Raw genomic sequence first — 20,869 nt, forward strand, 5'->3', positions numbered from 1 at the left:
TCAATGCCTTGCTTACAATTACATTCTAATGAAATCGATTACTTTTTTGAACATAAGGAATTTCCAGTTAAAGTGGAAAAAGATTAATTGAAACAGAAAAAAGCCATAAACAAAGCAATTTCAGCTTCATTTATGGCTTTTCTAAAGGATTTATTTTTCAGTATTCAATGCTTTTTGGTATTTGGCAAATAGGGTTTCAAATGTGGCTTTGTTAAAATCGTACGTCTTTTTCTCCGCGCTTGCTTGTAATTTTTTCAGGCAAACATGCCAACCAGACACATCTCTTGGACTGTGCTCTGTGATTGCGGTCAGTTGTTCTGTAAAAACTAACTTTGTTTTGTTTCCCGCAATTTCATTTAGTTCAAACGCTACTTCATCTTGATCCCACTGAAAGGCGATTTTTCGGTTAGGTTCAAATGCACGAATTGGCATGGTTATTTTTTCTTCAGGAGTCATGATGAAAAGAAGATGTCCATTTGCGCCAAGCTCGCCTATTTCAAGCTCATTAAACCACTTTGCTAGCCCTTCGTTGGTCGTTAATAAGGAAAATACATCTGCTACTTCCTCATTTATTTCTAATCCAAATTCAACGAGCGTCGTACCATCATCACGTTTCCTAATCGATTCGTACATCTAAATCCCTCCTACTAATTTGCCTTTATTTTCGCATAGTTTTATTATTCTCGCAAAAAGCAGGATTTTCTTTATTGCTCTACTACAACTCTTTCATAAAATTCTTCCAAGTCAGCGTAACTAAGTTCTCTCAGTCTTTGTCGTTCTACATTGGTTACTAGACTAACAATTTCTACTAAAACCCATGTATCATCGACTTGTTGTTCTTTCTCCATAAAAACGCCCCCTATAGTTAATCTGCTCGTAACGCATCTATCGGCATTTTTTTCGAAGCTTTCTGCGCTGGCACTACACCAAACACAATTCCAATAAACATCGAAAATCCAACTGCTAAAAGAATCGTCGTAGCAGAAACATGCATGTCAAAACTAGATGCGGCTGTAACTATTTGCGCGGAAAAAATTCCGAGTAAAATACCGATACCTCCGCCTAACAAACTAAGCACTATAGCTTCAATCAAAAATTGCCTTAAAATATCCCCACTACCTGCACCGATTGCTTTTCTAATACCAATTTCTCGCGTTCGTTCTGAAACCGAGACGAGCATAATATTCATGATTCCAATCCCGCCAACGAGCAAAGAAATCCCAGCAATCGCCCCTAAACCAATGGTAAGCGTGCTAGTAATACTGTCAAATGTATCAAGTGCCTGTTGCTGATTGACAACCGTATACGCCTCTTTATTATTTGGAAAAAGTTGGCTTAGTTGCTGTTTTGTCCGCTTCACTACGTCTGGCACTTGTTCCGTATTTTTTGTTTGAATATAGTATAAATCTACAGAATCCGTTTTAAAAAGTCGTTCTGCGGATGTGACCGGAATAAAAAGTTTCTTGTCCGCTGATCCGAATAAGCTCTCGCCTTTTTCTTTTAAAACGCCAATAACTAAATATCTAGCGCCGGCAATTTGGATATGTTTTCCTACTGGATTTTGATTTTTAAAATACGTTTTAGCAATTTCTGAACCGATGACAGTCACTTTTTGGGCAAATCGAACATCTACATTAGAACAAAATCGACCTGATGTAAGTTCTAAGTTTTTCATAGTCGCATAATCTTCATTTACTCCAGTTACTTGGCTACTCGCTGTCTTTACATTCGTTCTTACTTCTTTGGTCTTCATTACTTCCGGCGAACCAATTTCTTCCTCATTCAAAAGGCCATTCGCTTCTTTATAGGTGAATTTCTCGTTTGGATTATCGGAATAAAAGCTAACAGATACCAGATTACTCCCCATATCTCCTAATTGGCTAGAAACATTTTTTGAAATCGCCTCGCCAATTGAAACAAGTAATATAACAGAAAAAACACCAATAATAATTCCAAGCATTGTTAAAAATGTTCGAAATTTGGCGGATAGTAGTTGTTTTAGAGCTAATTTAATGCTTTGAAAAATATTCATAATTTGTTCCATTCACAGAGTTTGCCGTCTTTAATTTCTATTATTCGCTCTGCTTGTTGGGCGATTTCTTGATCGTGTGTAATCATAATTAATGTATTTCCTTCTCGGTGAATTTCTTTAAGCAACGACATTACTTCTTCTCCGGTTTTAGAATCAAGCGCGCCTGTTGGTTCATCTGCTAGTATTATTTCCGGACTTCCTGCTATGGCTCGTGCTATCGCGATACGTTGCTGCTGACCTCCTGAAAGCTGGGCAGGTAGATGTTTCTTTTTATCTAATAATCCAACTCGTTCTAAACTTTTTAATACGACTCTTTTTCGAACAGCTTTACCTACACCTCGATATACAAGCGGCAATTCTACATTTTCAAAAGCAGTGAGTCGGGGCATTAAATTAAATTGCTGGAAAATAAAACCGATTTTCCGATTTCTAATTTTAGAAATCTTTCGGTCTGATACGCGCATTAAATTCCTTTTATTGAGATAGTACTCACCAACTGTCGCCTTATCAAGAATTCCAAGTATATTCATTAAGGTAGATTTTCCAGAACCAGATGGGCCGATAATGGCTAAAAATTCACCTTCACTGATTTGAAGCGATATGTCGTCTAATGCTTTTATTGTGTTTTCTCCCATTTGGTAGGATTTTGAGATGTTAAATAGTTGAATCATGTCGCACTCTCCTCCATTTAAGGAATAATCACAGGTTGTCCTTCTGTAAGTCCTTTTACTACTTGGATAGATTTTGTATTATGTTTTCCTGTTTCAATCCAGATTTTCTTTTTTTGCTTATTTTCATCAACAATATAAACATAATTTTTGTCTTGTTTATCTGTGTGAACTGCTTCTATCGGGATTGTCAGAATCATTTTTTCTAGTGCCACGAGCACGTCAGCACTTACTGACATATTTTCTTTTAAATTATCATCATTTTCCAAATCAATCGTAACTTTATACGATGTTACGGAGCCGTTTATGATGCCTTTTTCATCTATATCAGAAACTTTGCCTTTGTAAATCTTATTATCTACGGCTTCAACGTGGACATTTGCTGCTTGTTTTTCTTTTATTTGATTGATTTCTAGCTCGTCCACCATAATTTGTACTGCAAAATCTTTATAATCTGGCCATTCATTTACTGTTTTTACGATATGACCTTCTGCGGAAACATAGACGCTTAAGTCTGTTTTATTCGCTTCGACTGTTTTGTAATTAATTACTTGTGGTGTTTTTTTCTCATTTTCTTTTATAAAATAATAGCCTACTGATATAGCAACGATAATCAGCATGATAATCATCCAGCTTATTTTTTTCAATAGTTATAAACCTCTCTTTAAAAAGCAATTAAAATCATTGCGTTCATTATGTGTTGAAAACATTTTTTTAATTGTTCGTAATTCCATGATTTTAAAATTTCAATCATGTGCGCTAATTCTTCCGCAATTCGATCACTCGCAGAAACAATAATAAGTCTTACTTCTTTGGTTGCGTTGTCATTTATTTCATTCCATAAATCTTGAATTACTCTATTAAAGTAATCATTGTTCAACTTACCGATAAACGTGCTAATAAAATCTTCAAAAGCACCCCGCATTAACTCATATTCTCTATTTTTTTCATATTGAATTACTTTTTCTGCTATTTCTATGATGTCATCTACAACAATATAATCTTCCCGTAAAGCTAATTTTTCCGTGCTTTCATACACTAAAAGTTCGACCAATTTCATTCTTGAAAAAAACTCAGTAATTGTTACCTCTGTATTTTGGACGAAGGCACCACGATTATACTGATGAACTAAAAAACCAGAATGGCAAAGATTAATAATCGCCCTTCTAATTGGTGTTCTGCTCATGTTTAATTCTTGGGATAACTTCGCTTCAACTACTCTGTACCCGGTAGGATACTCCCCTGTTGTAATTTTGTTCTTAATGTACTCAAAAGCAACATTCTCCAATCGATCACTTTTAGCAATTTTTGGCATAAATGACTCCCCTCTCTGTGTAAAGCTCTTTAAAAATAGCCCTTGATTGCCATTTTATCATCTAGTTAATGAAAAGAGTATCTGATTTCAGACCTAGCATACTCTTTTCATCAATGATAAATTATCTATTTGCTTTTTTGCGATAAGAGCTGATGCCAATGGTAGTTAAGCCTAGTCCTGCTAAGACTACCCATATCATCGAGCTATCACCAGTTTTTGGAATTTTGTTCACATTTACTTTAGTCGTTGTTGGATCAACTGAAGCTCTTTCAAATTCTACAGGAGTTTTTGTTACTTCTGGATTGGATGGATCAGCTGGATTTGTCGGATCGCTTGGATTAACAATTAATTTTCCATCTTGAGTAACAGTCACTTTGATTGTAAGAGAGGCTGATAGATTACCGGAATCTGTAACTGTATAAGTTACTTGGTAAACGCCTTTTTCCGCATTGTTCACGGTGTCTTTTGTTACTTTAATTTTCGCTGTTAAGTCGCCGTCTTCTTTATCCGTTGCCGTAACTCCTTTTAACGAATTAAATAGGTCACCAACTTTGATTGTTTGATCTTTTGCATCAATAACTGGAGCTGTGTTTGTTTTTGTTTCTACTGGAGTAACGGTTACTTTGATGCTTTTTGTCGTTGTGAGTTTGCTTGAGTTTGTCACACTATAGTCAACGTCGTATTCGCCACTTTTTGTTGTATCAACAGTGTTTTTAGTTACTTTGATGTCTTTAGTAAGATCGCCATCTTTTTTATCTGTTGCGGTTACTTCATTTAATGCGTCAAAAGTTTCATTTTGTTCGATTGTTTTATCTTCTGCATTAATAACTGGAGCTTCTGGTTGTTCTACGGGTGTTTCATTTGTTACTGATACGTTTTTCCAAATTATTGTTGCATCTGGAGTCGTTGGGATGACAGATCCTGCTCCTAAATAAGTACCAATATCTGCTTTTGTATCTTCTTTTACTGTAAATTCAAATGTATGTGTAAATACTTTATTTCCGTCATTTGCTACATCGACTACGTTATTTTGTGTAGTAGTCACATTGTTACTATCAAGTTCTACGCCAGACGAATTTGGTATAAATAGTCCTGCTTTTGCTGATTGACCTGTAACAGTATTAGTCGCTTGCATGTCAACATTTGCTTCATAAGCTACTGTATATTTATAACTTTTACCTTTTTCAAGTTGCACATCTTCATATCCAACAAAGTAAAAACCATTTCGTACATCTTTATATGTCAAATTGTTCTCGGAAGTACTAGCCGCATCTGCAACCATACTCGGAATAAAGTTAAAGACAACCATTGATAGAAGTGCAACTGTTGTGATTAACGCGATTATTTTTTTCATGGATTAAAAATCCTCCTCATTTACATCTTTAATTACAAAATAGGGTTAAGTCAGCCTTAACCCTATATTTCAACTTATTCTAATGAGCAATCAACCAAAGATTCCTTTGATTAAGTTGTTTAGTAATCCTGTGATTTCTGGGAAATTGAATGCTCCTGAAAGGTTAGTTAATAATTGTAAAAAGAAATTCATTTTTTAGTGGCCTCCTCTGCTGTTTTATTTTTGTGAAAATCAACCAAAGATTGCTTTCATTAAGTTGTTTAATAATCCTGTGATTTCCGGGAAGTTAAGCGCTCCTGAGAAATTACCTAATAATTGTAGAAAGAAATTCAACTTTAGTTACCTCCTCTCTTGTTTTATTTTTTTGAAATCAACCAAAAATAACTTTAATTAAGTTGTTTAGGATTTCTGTTACGTCTGGGAAATTTAAAGCGCCAGAAAAGTTGCCTAATAATTGTAGAAAGAAATTCAATGTTTTCACCTCGCAGTATTATGTAGTTGGAACTGTTATCCAATGTTAATTATAGCTGATAAAAACGCCATTTATAGCGCTTTCAAACCTTAAAAACATTGAGCAATATATAGTATCCTAAGCTAATTTTTACTGTTGCTCAGAATCACTTATTTGGGGACAATTATCACAATAATGTTTATTTTTAGTTGTCAAGCGAGTCGCTTTTGACACATTTTCGCTACATTTTATTATTCATACGAGCCAAAGTTTAGTTGCGCTATAAATTTCATGAGTGGCTTTACAAGTTTAGTTCAAAATCAGACTTTTTTTCACAAAAAATACAATCCCAAACTCAAAAAACCTTAGAATAAATCCTAAGATTGTTTTAGATCTAATTTGTTTGTTGCTTTTTTCCATTTCTGAAAGGCTGGACAAAGCCACATAACGTGAGATAATAGAAAAAAAGATTTTGTTAGGAGCGAGAATTAGTATGAAAAAAATCGGTTTTATAGGTGCGGGAAATATGGGTGCAGCAATGATTCGTGGTTTAGCAAAAGCTAACTTGGGGAAAGAAGAAGACATTCTTGTGTGTGGTAGAGATATGGAAAAATTAAAACCACTTAAAACGGAATTTAACGGAATTCAATTAACAACGGATATCGCTCAACTTGCAGAACAAGCAGATATTATCATTTTATCCGTTAAGCCTTATACTATTCCTGAGATTTTAACAGCAGTAAAAGATAAGATAATACCTGAAAAAATCGTTATTTCTGTAGCAGCAGGGGTCACAATTAAAGACTTAGAAGAATTAACGTCAACAGAAACTAAAATTGTTCGCGTTATGCCAAATACCCCGGCGCTTGTCGGCGAAGCAATGTCATCCATTTCGCCTAATAGCAATGTAACTGCGGAAGAAACAGCGCATATTTCTACTATTTTTTCTAGTTTTGGAAAAGCCGAAGTAGTTGCTGAGAACTTGATGGATGCCGTAGTGGGCGTCAGTGGTTCGTCCCCAGCATATGTGTATATGTTTATCGAGGCGCTTGCTGATGGAGCTGTTTTGAACGGTATGCCGCGAGATAAAGCTTATAAATTCGCAGCTCAAGCCGTTCTTGGTGCCGCAAAAATGGTATTAGAAACTGGCGAACATCCTGGAAAACTAAAAGACATGGTCACCTCTCCTGGTGGAACAACAATCGAAGCAGTCAAGTCACTGGAAGATACAGGTTTCCGTTCCTCTGTCATTAGTGCCGTTCAAGCCGCTGCTAACAAAAACAGTTCCATGTAGACTTTATAGATATTTGACGAAAAAGTATTTTTCCTCACCTTTTAATGGAAAATCTGTGATACGGCCAAGCTCTATGAAACCACATTTTTTATAAAATTCCGGAGCTTGGTAACTGAATGTTGTTAGAGAGATATGGTGGCAATGATGTTCTCTACCATATCTTTCTATTTGTTCTATTAATGCTGTCCCTACCCCTGTTCCTTGCATTTTTTGATCTACTGAAAGCAGTGACACATGGAGTTCACCGTAACTCGTTTTAGCTGTTACGCCACCGACTACTTCTCCTTCATGATTTATCGCCGCAAATCCAATAAAAGCAGGTTCACTTTTAGGTATCGAATAGCCCATTCTTTCTTTATGATTCATCAGACCTTCGATTACTTTAGGTTCCAACTCTTCTAAAGGTATTTCTTTTATACTAAACTCCACTTATGATTCCTCCTTATTAATTACACAAAAAAGCATCACCTGAAAGTGACGCTTTGTAAAATTATTTTAAATTTGCTACACGACCGTAACCAGCAATGTATTTTTTCCAGTAGCCAGATTTGATAGTGTCGTATTTCACGCCGTTATTTTGTGCGTTAAGCATTTTTCCATTTCCTACATAAATCCCAACATGGGCAATCCCTTTGCCGTAATTAAAGAAAATTAAATCGCCGTTTTTTAGTTCGCTTGCTTTAATTTTTTTGGCGGAAGCATATTGTTGTTTAGCTGTACGAGGAATAGATTTTTTTATTCCTTTTGAATATACATATTGCGTATATCCAGAGCAATCAAAGCAGCTTGGGCCAGTTGCGCCGATTTTATAACGCTTACCAAGGTGTTTTCTTGCTTCATTATTTAATGCGGCAAAACTTTGTGTTGTTGCAACAGGTGCTTTGTATGTAGTTAAACATTTACCTGAAACATATCCTACTTTACCGTTGTATGTTGTTTTGTACCAATTATTTTTTGTTTTGGCTGTAAAAGTAACCGTAGTACCCTTTTTGTAAAAACCGATGACTTTGCCGCTTGTATTGTCTGCTGTGCGAACATTTACATCAGCTGTTGTCGTCATCTTGTAAGTAGTTGCTGCTGATGCGCTATTTGTTGGTAAAAATAGTACTGAAAAAGAAATCATTAAAGCTATTAACGCAAAAAAAATCTTTCTTCTCGCTGCTATTATTTTCAATCCACGCACCCCTTTTTTATATACCCACAGCATATCAGGTGAATGTTACAGTTGTAATACAGCTATTTTAAAACTTAACTTTATTATGTAACAGTTTGGACACAGCAAAAAAATAAGCCCAAGAAACGAGTTCTTGAGCTTATTTCTATAGATGGTTTTTTCGTAAAGAGACTGGTTTATCAAGGATTTCTTTGGTAATTATTGCTTCCTGTAATCTACCCCGTAATTTTCGAGCTTTTTTAGGGCGATGCGTGGAAGTTTTCATTATCTTTTTCCCTTTGGCCACGTCGGATTCCCGGCGGATTTCTCTTAACATTTTCTCTTGTGCGGCTTTTTGTTCCGCGATAACTTTATCTTGTTCTTTATTTTGTGTAAAAGTTCCTTGTGATACTTTTCGTTTTTGTGGTTTTTTAGTGGTTTGGTTATGATGTTGCGGTTTGTAGTTCGCACGCGACATTTGGCTTAGCTTGGATGGTTCTTTTTTTTCGCTGTCAGCTGCCTTGCCCGATTTACTAAGGAGATTTACAATAACGCCAATCACCCCAAGGATAACTAAAACACCTTCCCAGCCACTATTTAGAAAATCATTTAAATCCAATGAAAACACCTTCTTTCTTGCAAAAGATCAAGGTTTATTTTTCGTCTTCGTGTGCAATCGATTCGCGCATTGCTGTATCTGATTGTACATTTTCCATTTTGTAGTAATCCATTACGCCTAAGTTGCCTTCTTCTAAAGCGCGAGAAAGAGCACGTGGTACTTCTGCTTCTGCGGCTACTACGGCAGCTCTGTTTTCTTGTTCTAGGGCAATCGCTTCAGCTTTACGTTTCGATGCAGCTGCTTGAGCAACTTCCATGTCCGCGTTGGCTTTTTCGATGTCTAGTTTTGCTTTAATATTGTCACCGATACGCATTTCAGCGATATCAATGGATAAAATAGTGTAAGCAGTTCCGTCTCCAAGTCCTTGTTCTTGGACTTTTTTCGAAATGCTGTTTGGATTTTCAAGTACGTCTGTATGTTCTCTCGTTTCACCGACTGTAGATACTACGGCTTCACCGACACGCGCGATAACTGTATCTTCACCCGCACCACCGACGATACGTTCAATATTAGATTGTACGGTAATTTGTGTAATAACTTTTACTTCTACCCCATTTTGCGCCACACCAGTAAATTCAGGTGTACGGATAACTTTTGGTGTTACAGAAGTTTGTACTGCTTCAAGTACGTCACGTCCAGCAAGGTCAATGGCTGCTGCACGGCTAAAATCTAATTCAATATTTGCGCGGTGTGCGGCGATTAACGCATCAACTGTGTTATCCACGTCCCCACCTGCTAAATAGTGACTTTCAAGTTGGTTTACTTCTAAATCAAGTCCTGCTTTTACTGCTTTAATTAACGGTTTTACAACGCGAGAAGGTACAACCCGACGTAATCTCATCCCGATTAATGTTCCTAGTCCTACTGGTACACGTGCGGATAATGCACTAATCCATAACCCCACTGGTACTAAAGTAAAAAAGACGATTAAAAAGATGATAATCAATACTGCGATAATAATTGGTCCAATCATTGTCATTTTTCTCCCTCCTGTATATCTTCATTAACTAGTACGTATCCGAAATCGATACCTACTGCAATTATTGGTTTTCCAACTTCCAAATAACCTGTTTTCAAGCGAGCTTCATAGACTTCTCCGTCTATTCTGACACTGCCAATCGGTTTAAGTGTCGTTTGTGCTACACCTTTTTTGCCCACTACTTTGTCTCGTAGCGCTTTCATTCTTTCTATTTCTTTGTCTTCTAAAACCCCCCGATGCACGAGTCCCCATGATTCTCCATAAACAAAGTCATCTTCTGTAAAATTATGCTTCAAACCAGTCACCTTCTTTAGGAACTTTTTTAAGTTTTAACTATCTCCTGTAATAACCATAACACGAAAGAAACTTTATGTAAAAAACTTTTAGCAATTATTCTGTAAATTTTTTCACTTTTAAAGAAAAATTTATAATAGGAAGAAAAAACGACAAAATGTTGCTATTATTTACTATTTAAATCCCAATCAATTGGCGTTCTATTATTCTCTTTTAAGAACTCATTGGTTTTGGAAAATGGTTTACTTCCGAAAAAGCCACGACTTGCGGCAAGGGGTGATGGATGTACTCCTTTAATCAGTAAATGTTTTGGGTTAGTGATGCCACTTGCAGCTTTTATGGCGTGATTCCCCCATAAAATAAAGACGAGCGGCTTATCGTAATTATTTAATTCTTCTAAAACGTGGTCGGTAAATGTCGCCCAACCTAATTTTTTGTGGCTTCCGGCTTTCCCTTCCTCCACACTCCAGCTTGTGTTCATTAGTAAAACTCCCTGTTCCGCCCATTTAGCAAGATAACCGTGATTAGCTGGATCAATATCCAAGTCGCTTTTTAGTTCCTTGTAAATATTTCGAAGGCTTGGCGGGATTCGAACGTCTTTTTGCACAGAAAAACTTAAGCCATGTGCCTGACCTGGGCCATGATAAGGGTCTTGACCAAGGATGACAACTTTGACTTTATCATAAGGGCATAAGCGGAAACACGAAAACATATCTTCCTCTGATGGATAAACATTTCCTTCTTCTCTCGCTTCACTCACAGCTTTCATCAATTCTATAAAATAAGGCTGTTTGGCTTCTTGCTCTAAAAATTCATCCCAAGTTTTCACCATTTTGCTCTCTCCCGTCCTAGTAATTTGTCCCTCCATTATACTTTTCTCGGCAAGCCACTGTCAAAAGTAAATAAGAATAGCTTTCCGCGTGGTATAATTTTAAAAAAGAGCATTTAATGGGGTGAAATAATGACTGAAAGAAAAGTTTCTTGGCTAGAATTATTTTTTGATTTAATATTTGTTACCGCGGTTGCTTCCACGACCCATCTTTTACTTAGTGTTGATAATCATCCCGATAAAACAGCTGTTTATTTTGGCGAATATTTACTGATGGTAACGCCGATGTTTTGGGCGTGGGTGGGGCAGACGATGTTTTTCAACCGTTTTGGTGAAAAGATAAAATTACCTGAACTTTATATGTTGCCGCAAATGTTTTTCTTGATTTTGATGACGGCGAGCTTTGATTTAACTTTTTCAAATACGTACTATACTTTTTTAATTGGTTATTTAGGCATTCGATTTATTACGGTTATTCAGTATTTTGTTATGAGTAGACAGCTAGTTGGAAACGCGCGCAAGGTGGCGATTATACTCGGAAGTGTGTTTCTGCTTGGGGTTTTCACGACAGCTACTTCGGTTTTCTTTGATGGCTTTATTCGTTATTTAGTAATGTATCTAGGTATCGCAGTTGATATTATTTTACCGTTATTCTTAGCAAAAACATTACGGAAAGTTCCCGTTGATTTCCCGCATTTGGCAGAGCGATTTGGTTTGTTCGTTATTATTACATTTGGTGAGAGTATCGTCGCGATTACTACCATTTTGGTGGGGCATACGCTTGATTTATATACTATCAGCTATACTTTTCTTGGCTTTTTAATTATCAGCACACTCTTCGTCTCTTACTTTCATAGCTTTGAAAAAATAATCGATCATCATAAAGAAACCCATGGGCAGTACTTAATTTATGGACATTTCTTTATTATTATTTCCATTATGCTACTTGCGGCGAATTTGCATTTATTGTTTGAGGATCATTTAGAAAAAAATGTGTTGCTTTTGATGTTGTTTGGCTCTGTAGCACTATTTTTCATCTCAAAACAATTCGTTTTTATAACCCACAAAAAGGTGGAAGTGAGCTTTTCTTTTTGGAAAGACGCGTTGTTATTATTGCTTCTCGTTGGGTTGTTTTTCCTCAATCTTTATACAGATTTACCGTTATTTGTTAGTTTTGTAAGTATTTGGATTTGTGCATTGATTGATCTTGGGTTGCAGTTTCGGACTTCGCGACCTGCACGGATATAAAATAAAAAAAGGTGGGCATTTCGCTCACCTTTCTTCGTTCACATCTCGATGTCTTGTATAATCCGTAAAAATAAACAGGCCCATTAAGAAGCTTATTAAACATACGATTGGACGGAAATAGAATCCCGAATAACTCGGGGTGAAAATCAGTCCAAAAATCAGTCCAAATAGCCATAAAATTAGTGCCATAAATATTAGAAAATCATTTCGATAAGCACAAATAATGAGGATTCCTGCTAAAATCATCGCAAGTGACATTAGATAGCCTGATGACGCCGCAAGATCTTCCGGTATCATAAACAAGTTATTTTTTTTGCTGTCAGGACTTAGTAGTTCAGCAAGAGCACCAATAAAGCCTGCTTGGATTGACATAATTCCACAAAAAATACGCATTTTACACCACTCTTTTTAAAATACATTTTAGCTTATTTATTATGTCATAAAAAATCCGGATTTGCTACGCGACAAAGTAACTATAATTTACTTATACGCGCCAAAAACTACTATAGTTAGCTTTATCTTGAATATTAAACTCGATTATTTTTGCTAGTAAATCAAAATCTACTGGTTTCTTCCATAAAATCCGGAAAATCCCTTTCGTATGACTATAACCAGCTTCTTTCAGTTCCGTTTCAAAACGATCAATTCCAGCTACTTCTGGGGAAACACTCATATGCTGTTTTGCAATTGAGAATCCAATGATGAAGGTACCATTATTGGTGAACATTGGTGTATTCCATTTGATTTCTGGCTTTAGATTTGGAAAAGTTTCCGCCACCCAGGTTAAAACTTCTTGTGTTCGTGCGCGGTGTTCCGGGTTTTCAATCTCAGCTAGATATTCTGCAAAAGCTTCCATATTATTTCCTCCTAAAAAACATAATCTTACAGTTACTCTTATTATAAAGAAAAACTGCTGTGATGCAAGGCGCGGCTATTAGATACGGCAAACAAAAACAAGCCTCTGAGTCAGGCTTGTTTTTGTTTAGCTTAATATAGTCGGGCTTTTTTCAGGTTTGTTTGTTTCGCTTCGTATGCTCGGGTGATGCTCTCTTTATTTGAAACTTCGGAAACGCCTACATTCCACCAGTTAAGATAACCTTCTGACATGGTTTTAGGCAACACTTTCATTTCGATTAAAGTTGTTTTGGTTTGTTTTTTGGCGTCTTCTAACGCGTTGACTAAGTCTTCTTTTGTGTTAGCTTTATATACTTTTGCGCCGTATCCTTCTGCAATTTTGGCGTAATCGACTTGCATGATTTGGTTGTTATTATCACGGAATTCACAGAAGAAACTGTCACTCCCATTTGCCATTTGAAGATTGTTGATACAGCCAAATCCGGAATTATCGAAGAGCATAATGTTAATTTTTTTGCCGTATTGTAAGGAAGTCAGTAGTTCAGAGTGGGACATGCAGAAACTGCCATCGCCGACGATAGAGTATACTTCTTGGTTATCGCTTGCGGCCATTTTTGCACCAAGAGCACCATTTATTTCGTAGCCCATGCAAGAGTAGCCATATTCTAGGTGATACGTGTTTGGCACGGCTGGATTCCAGAGTCGTTGCAGGTCGCCCGGAAGTGAACCAGCTGAACACACTACGATGCTATCTGGCGCCACGGTATCATTAATTGTAATCAATGCTTCGGTTTGTGTGAATTCCGTCTGTAAGCTATCGGCATATTCGTTTAAAGTTGTTTGATCAAATTGATTTTTGATTTCTGGAGCGAAATTATCACGATTGAATTTTGTATGTTGTAGACGTGTTCGTTCTTTTAGCCATTCTTTTTTATACGTCGAAATCTTGTCACCAAATTGGGTTTTGTATCCTTTTAAAAGTGGCGTGAGTTCGATTAGGGTTGCTTTGGCATCACCGACCACTTGGAAGGCATCTAGTTTATATGTTTGCATACGGCTGACGTTGATATTGATAAATTTAGTCGCTGGGTTAAAGGCTGTCTTGGAGCTCGTTGTGAAATCGGTATAGCGTGTGCCAATTCCAATCACTAAATCGGCCTCGTGGATTATTTTATTTGCAGCCAGTGTACCGAGGATGCCTGTGCCGCCTAGGTTGTTTTTGAAGCTAAACTCCACGGTGGATTTCCCAGCATGCGTTTCGACGAGCGGAATGTCGTTTTGTTCGGAGAGGGCGATTAATTCATTGCGGGCATCTGAATAGCGGGCGCCACCTCCAACGATGATAACCGGGGTCTGGCTAGCTTTGATAAGTTTCGCCGCCTCGGTTAGTTCGCGTTTTGTCGGAATTTGCCGATTAAGATAGTGGATTCTTTTTTGGAAAAATGCTACTGGGTAATCGAATGCTTCTCCTTCTGTGTCTTGCGCAATACAGATTGTTGCTGGGCCGGCACTTACTGGGTTGGTCATGACTTCAAAGGCGCGAATCAGTGCGCTCATTAGTTGCTCTGGTCGCTGCACGCGGTCAAAATATCTTGAAACTGCTTGGAAGCCATCGTTGGTTGTGATTGCCGTGCTCGACTCATGCTCTAGTTGTTGCAAAACTGGGTCGGGCTGTCTGGTTGCGAATGTGTCGGCTGGCAAGAATAATACTGGTAAATTGTTCGCAAATGCGGTGCCAGCTGCTGTAATTAGGTTAGCAGATCCTGGTCCAGCTGACGTGGAACATGCGTAGATGCGCTTACGATTTTTTTGTTTTGCATAGGCGATTGCCGCGTGCGCCATGCCCTGCTCATTTTTTCCTTGGTAGACTTTTAAATGACCTGGATTTTCTTCCAAAGCCTGTCCAATCCCAACCACATTCCCGTGCCCAAACAATGTGAAAATCCCGTCCACAAACGGCGCAGATTCACCGTCCACCTCAATATACTGTTGATTTAAAAATTTCACCAAAGCTTGCGCGGTAGTTAGTCGAATTGTTTTTTCCGTCATCAAAATCCCTCCTAATTCGCGTTCGCAATAAGCGCTTTAATTTCATCGGCTGTTGGCATCGCATCGGAAGAACTATGTTTACTCACAACAATCGAAGCCGCCGCACTTCCGAATTTAAGTGCTGTTTCGATATTTTCGCCGCTAAACAGGCCATATAAGAATGCAGATGCATAGGAATCTCCTGCGCCAAATGTTTTGAGGACTTTAGTTTTATAGGCTTGTGCTCGGAATGTTTCGCCTGCTTTTGTATACGCAAAAGACCCTTCTACACCGTGCTTAATCACGATAATTTCTGCTTTATGTTTGAAAAGATTGTCTATTGTCATTTCATTGTTACCACCAATTTGATTTTCCATCATATCAAATTCGTCACGCGTACCGATTATCACATCCGCTTGTTCCGCGACAAGTGAATAATAAACCGCTGTTTCTTCCGTATTTTTCCAAGTATACGGGCGATAATCCAGTTCAAAAGCGACTATTACATCGTTTTTCTGAGCTAGGTGGACTGCTTTTAAAACGGCTTCCCGTGATGGACTTTGCGCTAAAGCTGTACCTGAAATGAGGAGCACCCGTGTTTCTTTTATGTAGTCTTCCGAAATCTCTTCCGGCGTCAAATATAAATCCGCTACATTTTCACGATACATTAAAATACTACATTCTTCCGGGCTCTTAATTTCCGTAAACGCCAAACCAACTTTGCGCCCAGCTGTATCTTTCACCATTCCAGCCGTGTTTATATTCAAATCGCGCATATATTTTTCAATAAACCTACCATGTTGATCATCTGAAATTTTGCCGATAAAGCCTACTTTTAAGCCGAGTTTTGCGGTTCCTATCGCAATATTCGCCGGGGAACCACCCACATATTTAGAAAAAGTCATCGTTTCTTCCATTGGACGATTGTATTCGACTGCGTTCAAATCAATGCAAGCGCGTCCTACTGTGATTAAATCAAATTTTCGTTCGCTATGTTTGTTTAGATTCATGCCCCAAATCCTCCTCTTAGTCTCGCTCTAAAATCCATTCATGGTCCGGATCGTTGTGAAATTTCCAAACCCGTTTCGGCCCAGCCATTACGTTTAAATAGTAAGAATCATATCCGTCCGGAACCCCCACTGGATGATAGCCCTCTGGAACAATAACCGCATTTTGGTGCTCTACAGCCATTGTTTCATCAAGCACACGATCATCCGTATAGACACGTTGAAAAATAAAACCTTGCTCCGGATTAATTTCATGATAATAACTTTCTTCCAAAAGCGACTCCGCTGGCGGATTATCGCGGTCATGTTTATGCGGCGGATAACTCGAAAAATTTCCGCCATCCGTATACACTTCCACAACCAACAAACTACTCGCAACCTCGCTCACATCCGGCAAAATATTATGTACCAGTCGTTTATTTTGATATTTACCACGCTGCTCAATTGAATTATCACTTGCTTTAATTAGCGTCGTTGGCAAATCTCGGTCAGCCGGCGAATAACAAAGGGCAACACGAGCCTTTCCCGATTCTGCTTTCACTTGAAACGCCCGTCCCCCAGAGATAAACACGCTATCAGTCGGAATTTTTTCGAAAACGTTCGCCCTTGTCCCAATTTCTGTAAAAACATGCGCGGCCTCACTAACCGTAATTTTCCCAGTAAGCGCGACAATGCAGCACTCCAAATCAGTAAGAGCCTCCTGATAAACGGCGCCTTTTTCCAGTTCAATTAAGCGAAACCCAACGTAACTAAGCGGAGAATTATCCTTGTTAATATCCTGCACAAGCGTAACGCCAGGCGCTATTCTTTCATTTAACGGTTTTCGTAACAGTTTGCCCATTTTTGCGCCCTCCTATTCTTCGTAACCTTTTAATGAATATCTCGCAGTGACAACTTTCTTATGCGTGTAAAAATCCACGCTGTCTTTACCGTTAGCATGAAGCGTTCCATAAAAGGAAGATTTCCAACCAGAAAACGGGAAAAACGCCATCGGAGCAGGTACACCCAAATTCACACCAAGCATTCCAGCATCAATTTTTTCTCTAAAGTAACGGATTGCCTTGGCATTATTAGTGAAAATACAAGCACCGTTCGCAAATTCAGATTGATTCGCAACCCGAACAGCTTCTTGGAGATTTTTCACACGAATCACAGATAAAACTGGCGCGAAAATCTCATCTTTCCAAATTGTCATATCCGTCGTAACATCTTCCAAAATCGTCGGTCCCACAAAATGCCCTTCAGAAAGCCCTGTTTCACGACCATCTACCGTTAATTTCGCCCCTTCTTCCACGCCTTTTTCAATATAAGCAATTGTGCGTTTTTGATTTTCTTCGCGAATTACTGGACCGAGGAAAACGCCATCGTCTAACCCGTTTCCGATTTTCACATTCTGCGCCGCTGTTCGAAGTGCCGCTAAAAACTCGTCCGCGATTCCTTCTTCAACTGTAACAACCGCACACGCCATGCACCGTTCGCCAGCCGATCCGAATGCCGCTGAAATAACATTCGTCACGGTATCTTCTAAATCCGCATCATTAAGTACAATCGTATGGTTTTTCGCGCCTGTCAAAGCTTGCACACGTTTCAAGTTCGCGCTTCCTGTTTTGTAGACATACTCCCCAACCGGCTTAGAACCTACAAAAGAAACCGCTTTAATTGTTTCGTTTTCTAAAATACCATTTACCACATCATGCGCGCCGTATACCACATTGAACACACCTTTTGGAAGACCAGCTTCGGAAAATAATTCAACCAATTTCTCCATTAAAAGCGGTGTTCGCTCAGAAGGTTTTAAAATAAACGAGTTACCGAGCGCGATAGCCATTGGGAACATCCAACAAGGAACCATCATCGGAAAGTTAAATGGTGCAATTCCGCCAACAACTCCGACCGGATAGCGATAATTTGCCGCCTCCACATCTGTTGCAATCGAAGCAAGCGAATCACCCATCATGAGTGTTGGTGCTCCCGCCGCGAACTCAACATTTTCAATACCACGTTGCACTTCGCCGCGTGCTTCGGATAAATTTTTACCATTTTCGAGTGTAATCAGTCTTGCTAGTTCTTCTTTATGTTGAATGAGTAACTGTTGGAAACTAAATAGAACCCGTGCACGTCTTGGCACAGCAACCTGGCTCCATTTTTCAAAAGCTTGTTCGGCAATGTTAGCGGCCTGGTCTAATTCCGCGCGCGTCGATATTGGCACTTGGCACAGCACTTCGCCCGTCGCTGGATTGATGACATCTTCGTATTTGTCCGCCTTACTCTCGACCCATTCACCATTAATATAATTCTTTAATTTCCGTACATCTGCCATAAATTATCCCTCCACTTAAAATTACTCATAAGTTAACCATCAATCGATTATAACCCCATCTTAAGCCAATAAAATTAGAGAGTCAATTTAATTTTTGTCACTAACTTCACCATAAAAAATCATAGTTGATTACCTTTTGGGCATGTGTTATAAATAGGGTAGAAAACAATATTTTTTGCCAAAGGATGAATTTCAAATGAAAGTACAACGCATTCAAGCGATAGAGAATTTAATTCACGAAAAAGGCAGCGCTAGCCTCGATGATTTATGCGAACAATTCAACGTTTCTAAAAATACTATTCGTCGCGATATTGCCAAACTTCTCCAAAAAAACACCATCAAAAAAGTCTATGGTGGTGTCGTTTCTATTTATAATAATCCCGAAGAAATTCGGCCGTTCGAAAATCGTGATACAGAAAATCATGCTGAAAAACAGCTTATCGGAAAAGCAGCGGCTGATTTTATTGAAGAAAATGATTTGATTTTTATTGATTCCGGAACAACGACTAGCTGTCTCGGTGCGGCTCTACCAACGGATAAAGAGATTACTATTATTACGAACAGCCTAGATGTGATTAATTTTGCGAGTGAAATGGATAATGTGAAATTGATTGTGATTGGCTCGACATTTAAATCGAGTACTAAATCCTTTGTCGGCGTGGAGAACTGGGGATTTTTTGAGAAATATAATATTACAAAAGCTTTCATGGCCGCGACTGCGCTTTCGACTACGCATGGGGTGATGAACTCGGATATTTTGGAGTATGAGATTAAGCGCCATATGATGGAAAAAGCTACGGAGAAATTTTTGCTGGTGGACCATACAAAGGTGGATAAATCGGCGTTGCTTACGTACGGGGAGCTGGCGGAATTTGATTGGTTGGTTACGTCGAAGGACATGGCTGGTGGGTGTTTGGGGTATTGTGCGGATGTTGGGGTTTTGGTGAGGTTGGTTTAGTTTATGTGATGAAGGAAGCCCCATTTGATGGAATGGGGCTTCTTTTTATATTCACAAACTCTGAACTTTATTTTAATAATTTTTCCAAAAAAACGAATTTTCTATGACACTTACTTCTTCTACAATGATTCCCTTACAAATAATATTCATTGTCATAATTGACGCATCAAAAGAACATTCAATAAAGTCTTCGTTTTCCGCATATCTATTTAACGAAATGTCTTGAGCATAATAGCCTGATTTCGGCCCTGTATTTCTAACTTTGAAATCTCCACGCCATTTTGCATCGGTCTCATAGGAAACTTTATAGCAGGAAGTAAATGATAGCTTCCAACAAATCTCCTCATCTTTTTCTATATAAATATATACTTCATCACCAAAATATTTACTTTGAATGTCTAATACTAGTAAATCCCAGTAATTTATTTCATCAATTTTCTTTTGAAGTTCATTGATCATAAAAATCACTCCTATCTTTTATTTATCATTCCATCTACTTACTAAATAATGGATAAGGAGGTTAATATTCTTAATAATGGCTTAGTTTTAAAATACTCAGAAATTAATCTGCTATAATTTCGAACTTGAGCATCTTTTGGACCATTTATAGAACGATATAAATCTCAGTTATCATCAAAAGATTCACTGCTAATATACGCTAGTTTAACAACTTGAATTCTTGCATTTAATTTATATAATAATGTGTATCAATTTTTAAATAAGCGTTATTATCTATAATTACTATGCCCTTCCACTCATACATTCCTGCATCTCCATCAATATAAATCGTGATAACTTCATAATTACTGTCTATTGGATGTACTGATAAATCTGGTTTATTAATAATGTTTTTTAGACAAGATATATCATACTCATCGTCAGAAAAGAATAAAATATTATTAATAATATTTTCCTGCATTTCCATTTCATTGATATAGTTTTTATGCTGCGGATTTGATACGAACCACATATTTAAAAGATCTTCCTTATTTATCTGCGGTATACTAGAAATCAGTTTTTCATCTACATAAATACAGTCAATAAATTCATCAAATTCTTGTTTATTAAAAATAATAGGTTCATATTTGTATTCAGCTTTTAAAAATTCCACTTTCTTAGGGACGGCTAAAATAAAATCACCACATTTTTTCAATATCGAATAGAAATGTTTATTTGTTCCGTAATTTAACCTTAAACAAAGTTCAGACTCTACTTGGCCTACAATCCCTAAAGATGAACCATTATGAATGACGGTTCCATCTTTATAAATCTCGCACCAGTCTTTATATTCACCTAGAATTTTATATTTATATTTTCCCATATTATTTCTCCTTTATTTTAAGTTAGGTATGCTATCAAAAACAGGTAATTCATTTACCTGCGAAAACCTTGTCCAGTCAGATTCTGGCACAAATGTTCGGTGAATAATTGAATCTCCTTTTGTTGTAATATGGTACACTCCCCT

Annotated in this window: 24 protein-coding genes; 3 read left to right on the forward strand and 21 right to left on the reverse strand. The window is 37.7% G+C overall.

Translation table 11 applies throughout. The features are described 5' to 3' along the window. Window positions 1-150: 150 nt before the first annotated feature. The 7 genes from AC4PG0_RS06375 to AC4PG0_RS06405 form a co-directional block, all read right to left on the reverse strand. Window positions 151-633: an SRPBCC family protein gene (locus tag AC4PG0_RS06375; protein ID WP_492167825.1), complete on the reverse strand. Its 483-nt coding sequence runs from the start codon at window positions 631-633 to the stop codon at window positions 151-153. Between the two features lie 71 nt (window positions 634-704). Then, window positions 705-848 (reverse strand): BH0509 family protein, encoded by a 144-nt coding sequence (locus tag AC4PG0_RS06380; protein ID WP_003760374.1) that lies wholly within the window; start codon window positions 846-848, stop codon window positions 705-707. A gap of 17 nt (window positions 849-865) precedes the next feature. After that, window positions 866-2,032: an ABC transporter permease gene (locus tag AC4PG0_RS06385; protein ID WP_492167845.1), complete on the reverse strand. Its 1,167-nt coding sequence runs from the start codon at window positions 2,030-2,032 to the stop codon at window positions 866-868. Then, window positions 2,029-2,703: an ABC transporter ATP-binding protein gene (locus AC4PG0_RS06390; protein WP_033533442.1), complete on the reverse strand. Its 675-nt coding sequence runs from the start codon at window positions 2,701-2,703 to the stop codon at window positions 2,029-2,031. Before AC4PG0_RS06390 ends, AC4PG0_RS06385 begins: the two co-directional genes overlap by 4 nt. A 17-nt stretch (window positions 2,704-2,720) precedes the next feature. After that, the gene (locus AC4PG0_RS06395; protein WP_033837854.1) at window positions 2,721-3,320 is read right to left on the reverse strand and encodes an efflux RND transporter periplasmic adaptor subunit; all 600 of its coding nucleotides are present in this window, start codon (window positions 3,318-3,320) and stop codon (window positions 2,721-2,723) included. Window positions 3,321-3,364: 44 nt separating this feature from the next. Beyond that, window positions 3,365-4,015: a GntR family transcriptional regulator gene (locus AC4PG0_RS06400; RefSeq protein WP_003760365.1), complete on the reverse strand. Its 651-nt coding sequence runs from the start codon at window positions 4,013-4,015 to the stop codon at window positions 3,365-3,367. A gap of 121 nt (window positions 4,016-4,136) precedes the next feature. Next, window positions 4,137-5,369 carry an LPXTG cell wall anchor domain-containing protein gene (locus AC4PG0_RS06405; protein WP_492167824.1) on the reverse strand — a complete coding sequence of 411 codons (1,233 nt, stop codon included), beginning with the start codon at window positions 5,367-5,369 and terminating at the stop codon, window positions 4,137-4,139. 944 nt (window positions 5,370-6,313) lie between these two features. Between AC4PG0_RS06405 and proC the strand changes: the two genes are divergently transcribed. Further along, a complete protein-coding gene (gene proC, locus AC4PG0_RS06410; protein WP_492167823.1) occupies window positions 6,314-7,114 on the forward strand; it encodes a pyrroline-5-carboxylate reductase in 801 nt (266 codons plus the stop codon). A gap of 3 nt (window positions 7,115-7,117) precedes the next feature. Here the strand turns inward: proC and AC4PG0_RS06415 are convergent, their stop codons facing one another. From AC4PG0_RS06415 to AC4PG0_RS06440, 6 genes are all read right to left on the reverse strand, one after another. Continuing rightward, entirely contained in the window at window positions 7,118-7,543 is a 426-nt protein-coding gene (locus AC4PG0_RS06415; protein WP_003770355.1) for a GNAT family N-acetyltransferase, read from the reverse strand. 61 nt (window positions 7,544-7,604) lie between these two features. Beyond that, the gene (locus AC4PG0_RS06420) at window positions 7,605-8,288 is read right to left on the reverse strand and encodes an NlpC/P60 family protein (protein WP_010990392.1); all 684 of its coding nucleotides are present in this window, start codon (window positions 8,286-8,288) and stop codon (window positions 7,605-7,607) included. A 145-nt stretch (window positions 8,289-8,433) separates the two neighbouring features. Continuing rightward, complete coding sequence (locus AC4PG0_RS06425; protein WP_045554322.1) at window positions 8,434-8,886, reverse strand: hypothetical protein; 453 nt, start codon at window positions 8,884-8,886, stop codon at window positions 8,434-8,436. A 34-nt stretch (window positions 8,887-8,920) separates the two neighbouring features. Beyond that, window positions 8,921-9,865, reverse strand: a complete 945-nt coding sequence (floA, locus tag AC4PG0_RS06430) for a flotillin-like protein FloA (RefSeq protein WP_003723104.1) — start codon at window positions 9,863-9,865, stop codon at window positions 8,921-8,923. Further along, window positions 9,862-10,161 (reverse strand): NfeD family protein, encoded by a 300-nt coding sequence (locus tag AC4PG0_RS06435; protein ID WP_003738085.1) that lies wholly within the window; start codon window positions 10,159-10,161, stop codon window positions 9,862-9,864. The genes floA and AC4PG0_RS06435 overlap by 4 nt, the downstream gene beginning before the upstream one ends. A gap of 164 nt (window positions 10,162-10,325) precedes the next feature. Further along, window positions 10,326-10,991, reverse strand: coding sequence for a uracil-DNA glycosylase (locus AC4PG0_RS06440; protein ID WP_010990390.1), 666 nt, complete (start codon window positions 10,989-10,991; stop codon window positions 10,326-10,328). 129 nt (window positions 10,992-11,120) lie between these two features. Here AC4PG0_RS06440 and AC4PG0_RS06445 point away from each other — a divergent pair, with 129 nt between their 5' ends. Next, window positions 11,121-12,236, forward strand: a complete 1,116-nt coding sequence (locus AC4PG0_RS06445; RefSeq protein WP_194320079.1) for a low temperature requirement protein A — start codon at window positions 11,121-11,123, stop codon at window positions 12,234-12,236. A gap of 24 nt (window positions 12,237-12,260) precedes the next feature. On the opposite strand, the gene AC4PG0_RS06450 is transcribed toward AC4PG0_RS06445, so the two are convergent. The 6 genes from AC4PG0_RS06450 to iolA all read right to left on the reverse strand — a co-directional run bounded on the left by AC4PG0_RS06450 (window position 12,261) and on the right by iolA (window position 18,446). Continuing rightward, window positions 12,261-12,629, reverse strand: a complete 369-nt coding sequence (locus tag AC4PG0_RS06450; RefSeq protein ID WP_270907976.1) for a hypothetical protein — start codon at window positions 12,627-12,629, stop codon at window positions 12,261-12,263. A gap of 91 nt (window positions 12,630-12,720) precedes the next feature. Continuing rightward, complete coding sequence (locus AC4PG0_RS06455; RefSeq protein ID WP_112120182.1) at window positions 12,721-13,092, reverse strand: iron chaperone; 372 nt, start codon at window positions 13,090-13,092, stop codon at window positions 12,721-12,723. A gap of 131 nt (window positions 13,093-13,223) precedes the next feature. Further along, window positions 13,224-15,140 (reverse strand): 3D-(3,5/4)-trihydroxycyclohexane-1,2-dione acylhydrolase (decyclizing), encoded by a 1,917-nt coding sequence (gene iolD, locus AC4PG0_RS06460; protein WP_492167822.1) that lies wholly within the window; start codon window positions 15,138-15,140, stop codon window positions 13,224-13,226. An 11-nt stretch (window positions 15,141-15,151) separates the two neighbouring features. Beyond that, window positions 15,152-16,129, reverse strand: a complete 978-nt coding sequence (iolC, locus tag AC4PG0_RS06465; protein ID WP_194320081.1) for a 5-dehydro-2-deoxygluconokinase — start codon at window positions 16,127-16,129, stop codon at window positions 15,152-15,154. Between the two features lie 16 nt (window positions 16,130-16,145). Then, the gene (gene iolB, locus AC4PG0_RS06470) at window positions 16,146-16,967 is read right to left on the reverse strand and encodes a 5-deoxy-glucuronate isomerase (RefSeq protein WP_203575726.1); all 822 of its coding nucleotides are present in this window, start codon (window positions 16,965-16,967) and stop codon (window positions 16,146-16,148) included. A gap of 12 nt (window positions 16,968-16,979) precedes the next feature. After that, window positions 16,980-18,446 (reverse strand): methylmalonate-semialdehyde dehydrogenase, encoded by a 1,467-nt coding sequence (gene iolA / locus AC4PG0_RS06475; RefSeq protein WP_280377613.1) that lies wholly within the window; start codon window positions 18,444-18,446, stop codon window positions 16,980-16,982. Between the two features lie 196 nt (window positions 18,447-18,642). Here iolA and AC4PG0_RS06480 point away from each other — a divergent pair, with 196 nt between their 5' ends. Further along, window positions 18,643-19,404 (forward strand): DeoR/GlpR family DNA-binding transcription regulator, encoded by a 762-nt coding sequence (locus AC4PG0_RS06480; protein WP_033533453.1) that lies wholly within the window; start codon window positions 18,643-18,645, stop codon window positions 19,402-19,404. Between the two features lie 72 nt (window positions 19,405-19,476). Here AC4PG0_RS06480 and AC4PG0_RS06485 read toward each other — a convergent pair whose 3' ends face one another. Further along, complete coding sequence (locus tag AC4PG0_RS06485) at window positions 19,477-19,863, reverse strand: hypothetical protein (protein WP_033533454.1); 387 nt, start codon at window positions 19,861-19,863, stop codon at window positions 19,477-19,479. Window positions 19,864-20,089: 226 nt separating this feature from the next. Further along, complete coding sequence (locus tag AC4PG0_RS06490) at window positions 20,090-20,725, reverse strand: hypothetical protein (RefSeq protein WP_492167821.1); 636 nt, start codon at window positions 20,723-20,725, stop codon at window positions 20,090-20,092. Between the last annotated feature and the right edge of the window lie 144 nt (window positions 20,726-20,869).

Source organism: Listeria sp. MAN/IMW/UF464 (assembly GCF_058683955.1).

Bases quoted from the DNA above. Each gene is read 5' to 3' on its own strand.
- AC4PG0_RS06455 (WP_112120182.1), bottom strand. From the start codon at position 13,092: ATGGAAGCTTTTGCAGAATATCTAGCTGAGATTGAAAACCCGGAACAC.
- AC4PG0_RS06445 (WP_194320079.1), top strand. From the start codon at position 11,121: ATGACTGAAAGAAAAGTTTCTTGGCTAGAATTATTTTTTGATTTAATA.
- AC4PG0_RS06375 (WP_492167825.1), bottom strand. From the start codon at position 633: ATGTACGAATCGATTAGGAAACGTGATGATGGTACGACGCTCGTTGAA.
- AC4PG0_RS06450 (WP_270907976.1), bottom strand. From the start codon at position 12,629: ATGCGTATTTTTTGTGGAATTATGTCAATCCAAGCAGGCTTTATTGGT.
- iolB (WP_203575726.1), bottom strand. From the start codon at position 16,967: ATGGGCAAACTGTTACGAAAACCGTTAAATGAAAGAATAGCGCCTGGC.
- AC4PG0_RS06400 (WP_003760365.1), bottom strand. From the start codon at position 4,015: ATGCCAAAAATTGCTAAAAGTGATCGATTGGAGAATGTTGCTTTTGAG.
- AC4PG0_RS06395 (WP_033837854.1), bottom strand. From the start codon at position 3,320: ATGCTGATTATCGTTGCTATATCAGTAGGCTATTATTTTATAAAAGAA.
- proC (WP_492167823.1), top strand. From the start codon at position 6,314: ATGAAAAAAATCGGTTTTATAGGTGCGGGAAATATGGGTGCAGCAATG.
- iolA (WP_280377613.1), bottom strand. From the start codon at position 18,446: ATGGCAGATGTACGGAAATTAAAGAATTATATTAATGGTGAATGGGTC.
- AC4PG0_RS06480 (WP_033533453.1), top strand. From the start codon at position 18,643: ATGAAAGTACAACGCATTCAAGCGATAGAGAATTTAATTCACGAAAAA.
- floA (WP_003723104.1), bottom strand. From the start codon at position 9,865: ATGACAATGATTGGACCAATTATTATCGCAGTATTGATTATCATCTTT.
- iolD (WP_492167822.1), bottom strand. From the start codon at position 15,140: ATGACGGAAAAAACAATTCGACTAACTACCGCGCAAGCTTTGGTGAAA.
- iolC (WP_194320081.1), bottom strand. From the start codon at position 16,129: ATGAATCTAAACAAACATAGCGAACGAAAATTTGATTTAATCACAGTA.
- AC4PG0_RS06390 (WP_033533442.1), bottom strand. From the start codon at position 2,703: ATGATTCAACTATTTAACATCTCAAAATCCTACCAAATGGGAGAAAAC.
- AC4PG0_RS06385 (WP_492167845.1), bottom strand. From the start codon at position 2,032: ATGAATATTTTTCAAAGCATTAAATTAGCTCTAAAACAACTACTATCC.
- AC4PG0_RS06485 (WP_033533454.1), bottom strand. From the start codon at position 19,863: ATGATCAATGAACTTCAAAAGAAAATTGATGAAATAAATTACTGGGAT.
- AC4PG0_RS06440 (WP_010990390.1), bottom strand. From the start codon at position 10,991: ATGGTGAAAACTTGGGATGAATTTTTAGAGCAAGAAGCCAAACAGCCT.
- AC4PG0_RS06380 (WP_003760374.1), bottom strand. From the start codon at position 848: ATGGAGAAAGAACAACAAGTCGATGATACATGGGTTTTAGTAGAAATT.
- AC4PG0_RS06405 (WP_492167824.1), bottom strand. From the start codon at position 5,369: ATGAAAAAAATAATCGCGTTAATCACAACAGTTGCACTTCTATCAATG.
- AC4PG0_RS06490 (WP_492167821.1), bottom strand. From the start codon at position 20,725: ATGGGAAAATATAAATATAAAATTCTAGGTGAATATAAAGACTGGTGC.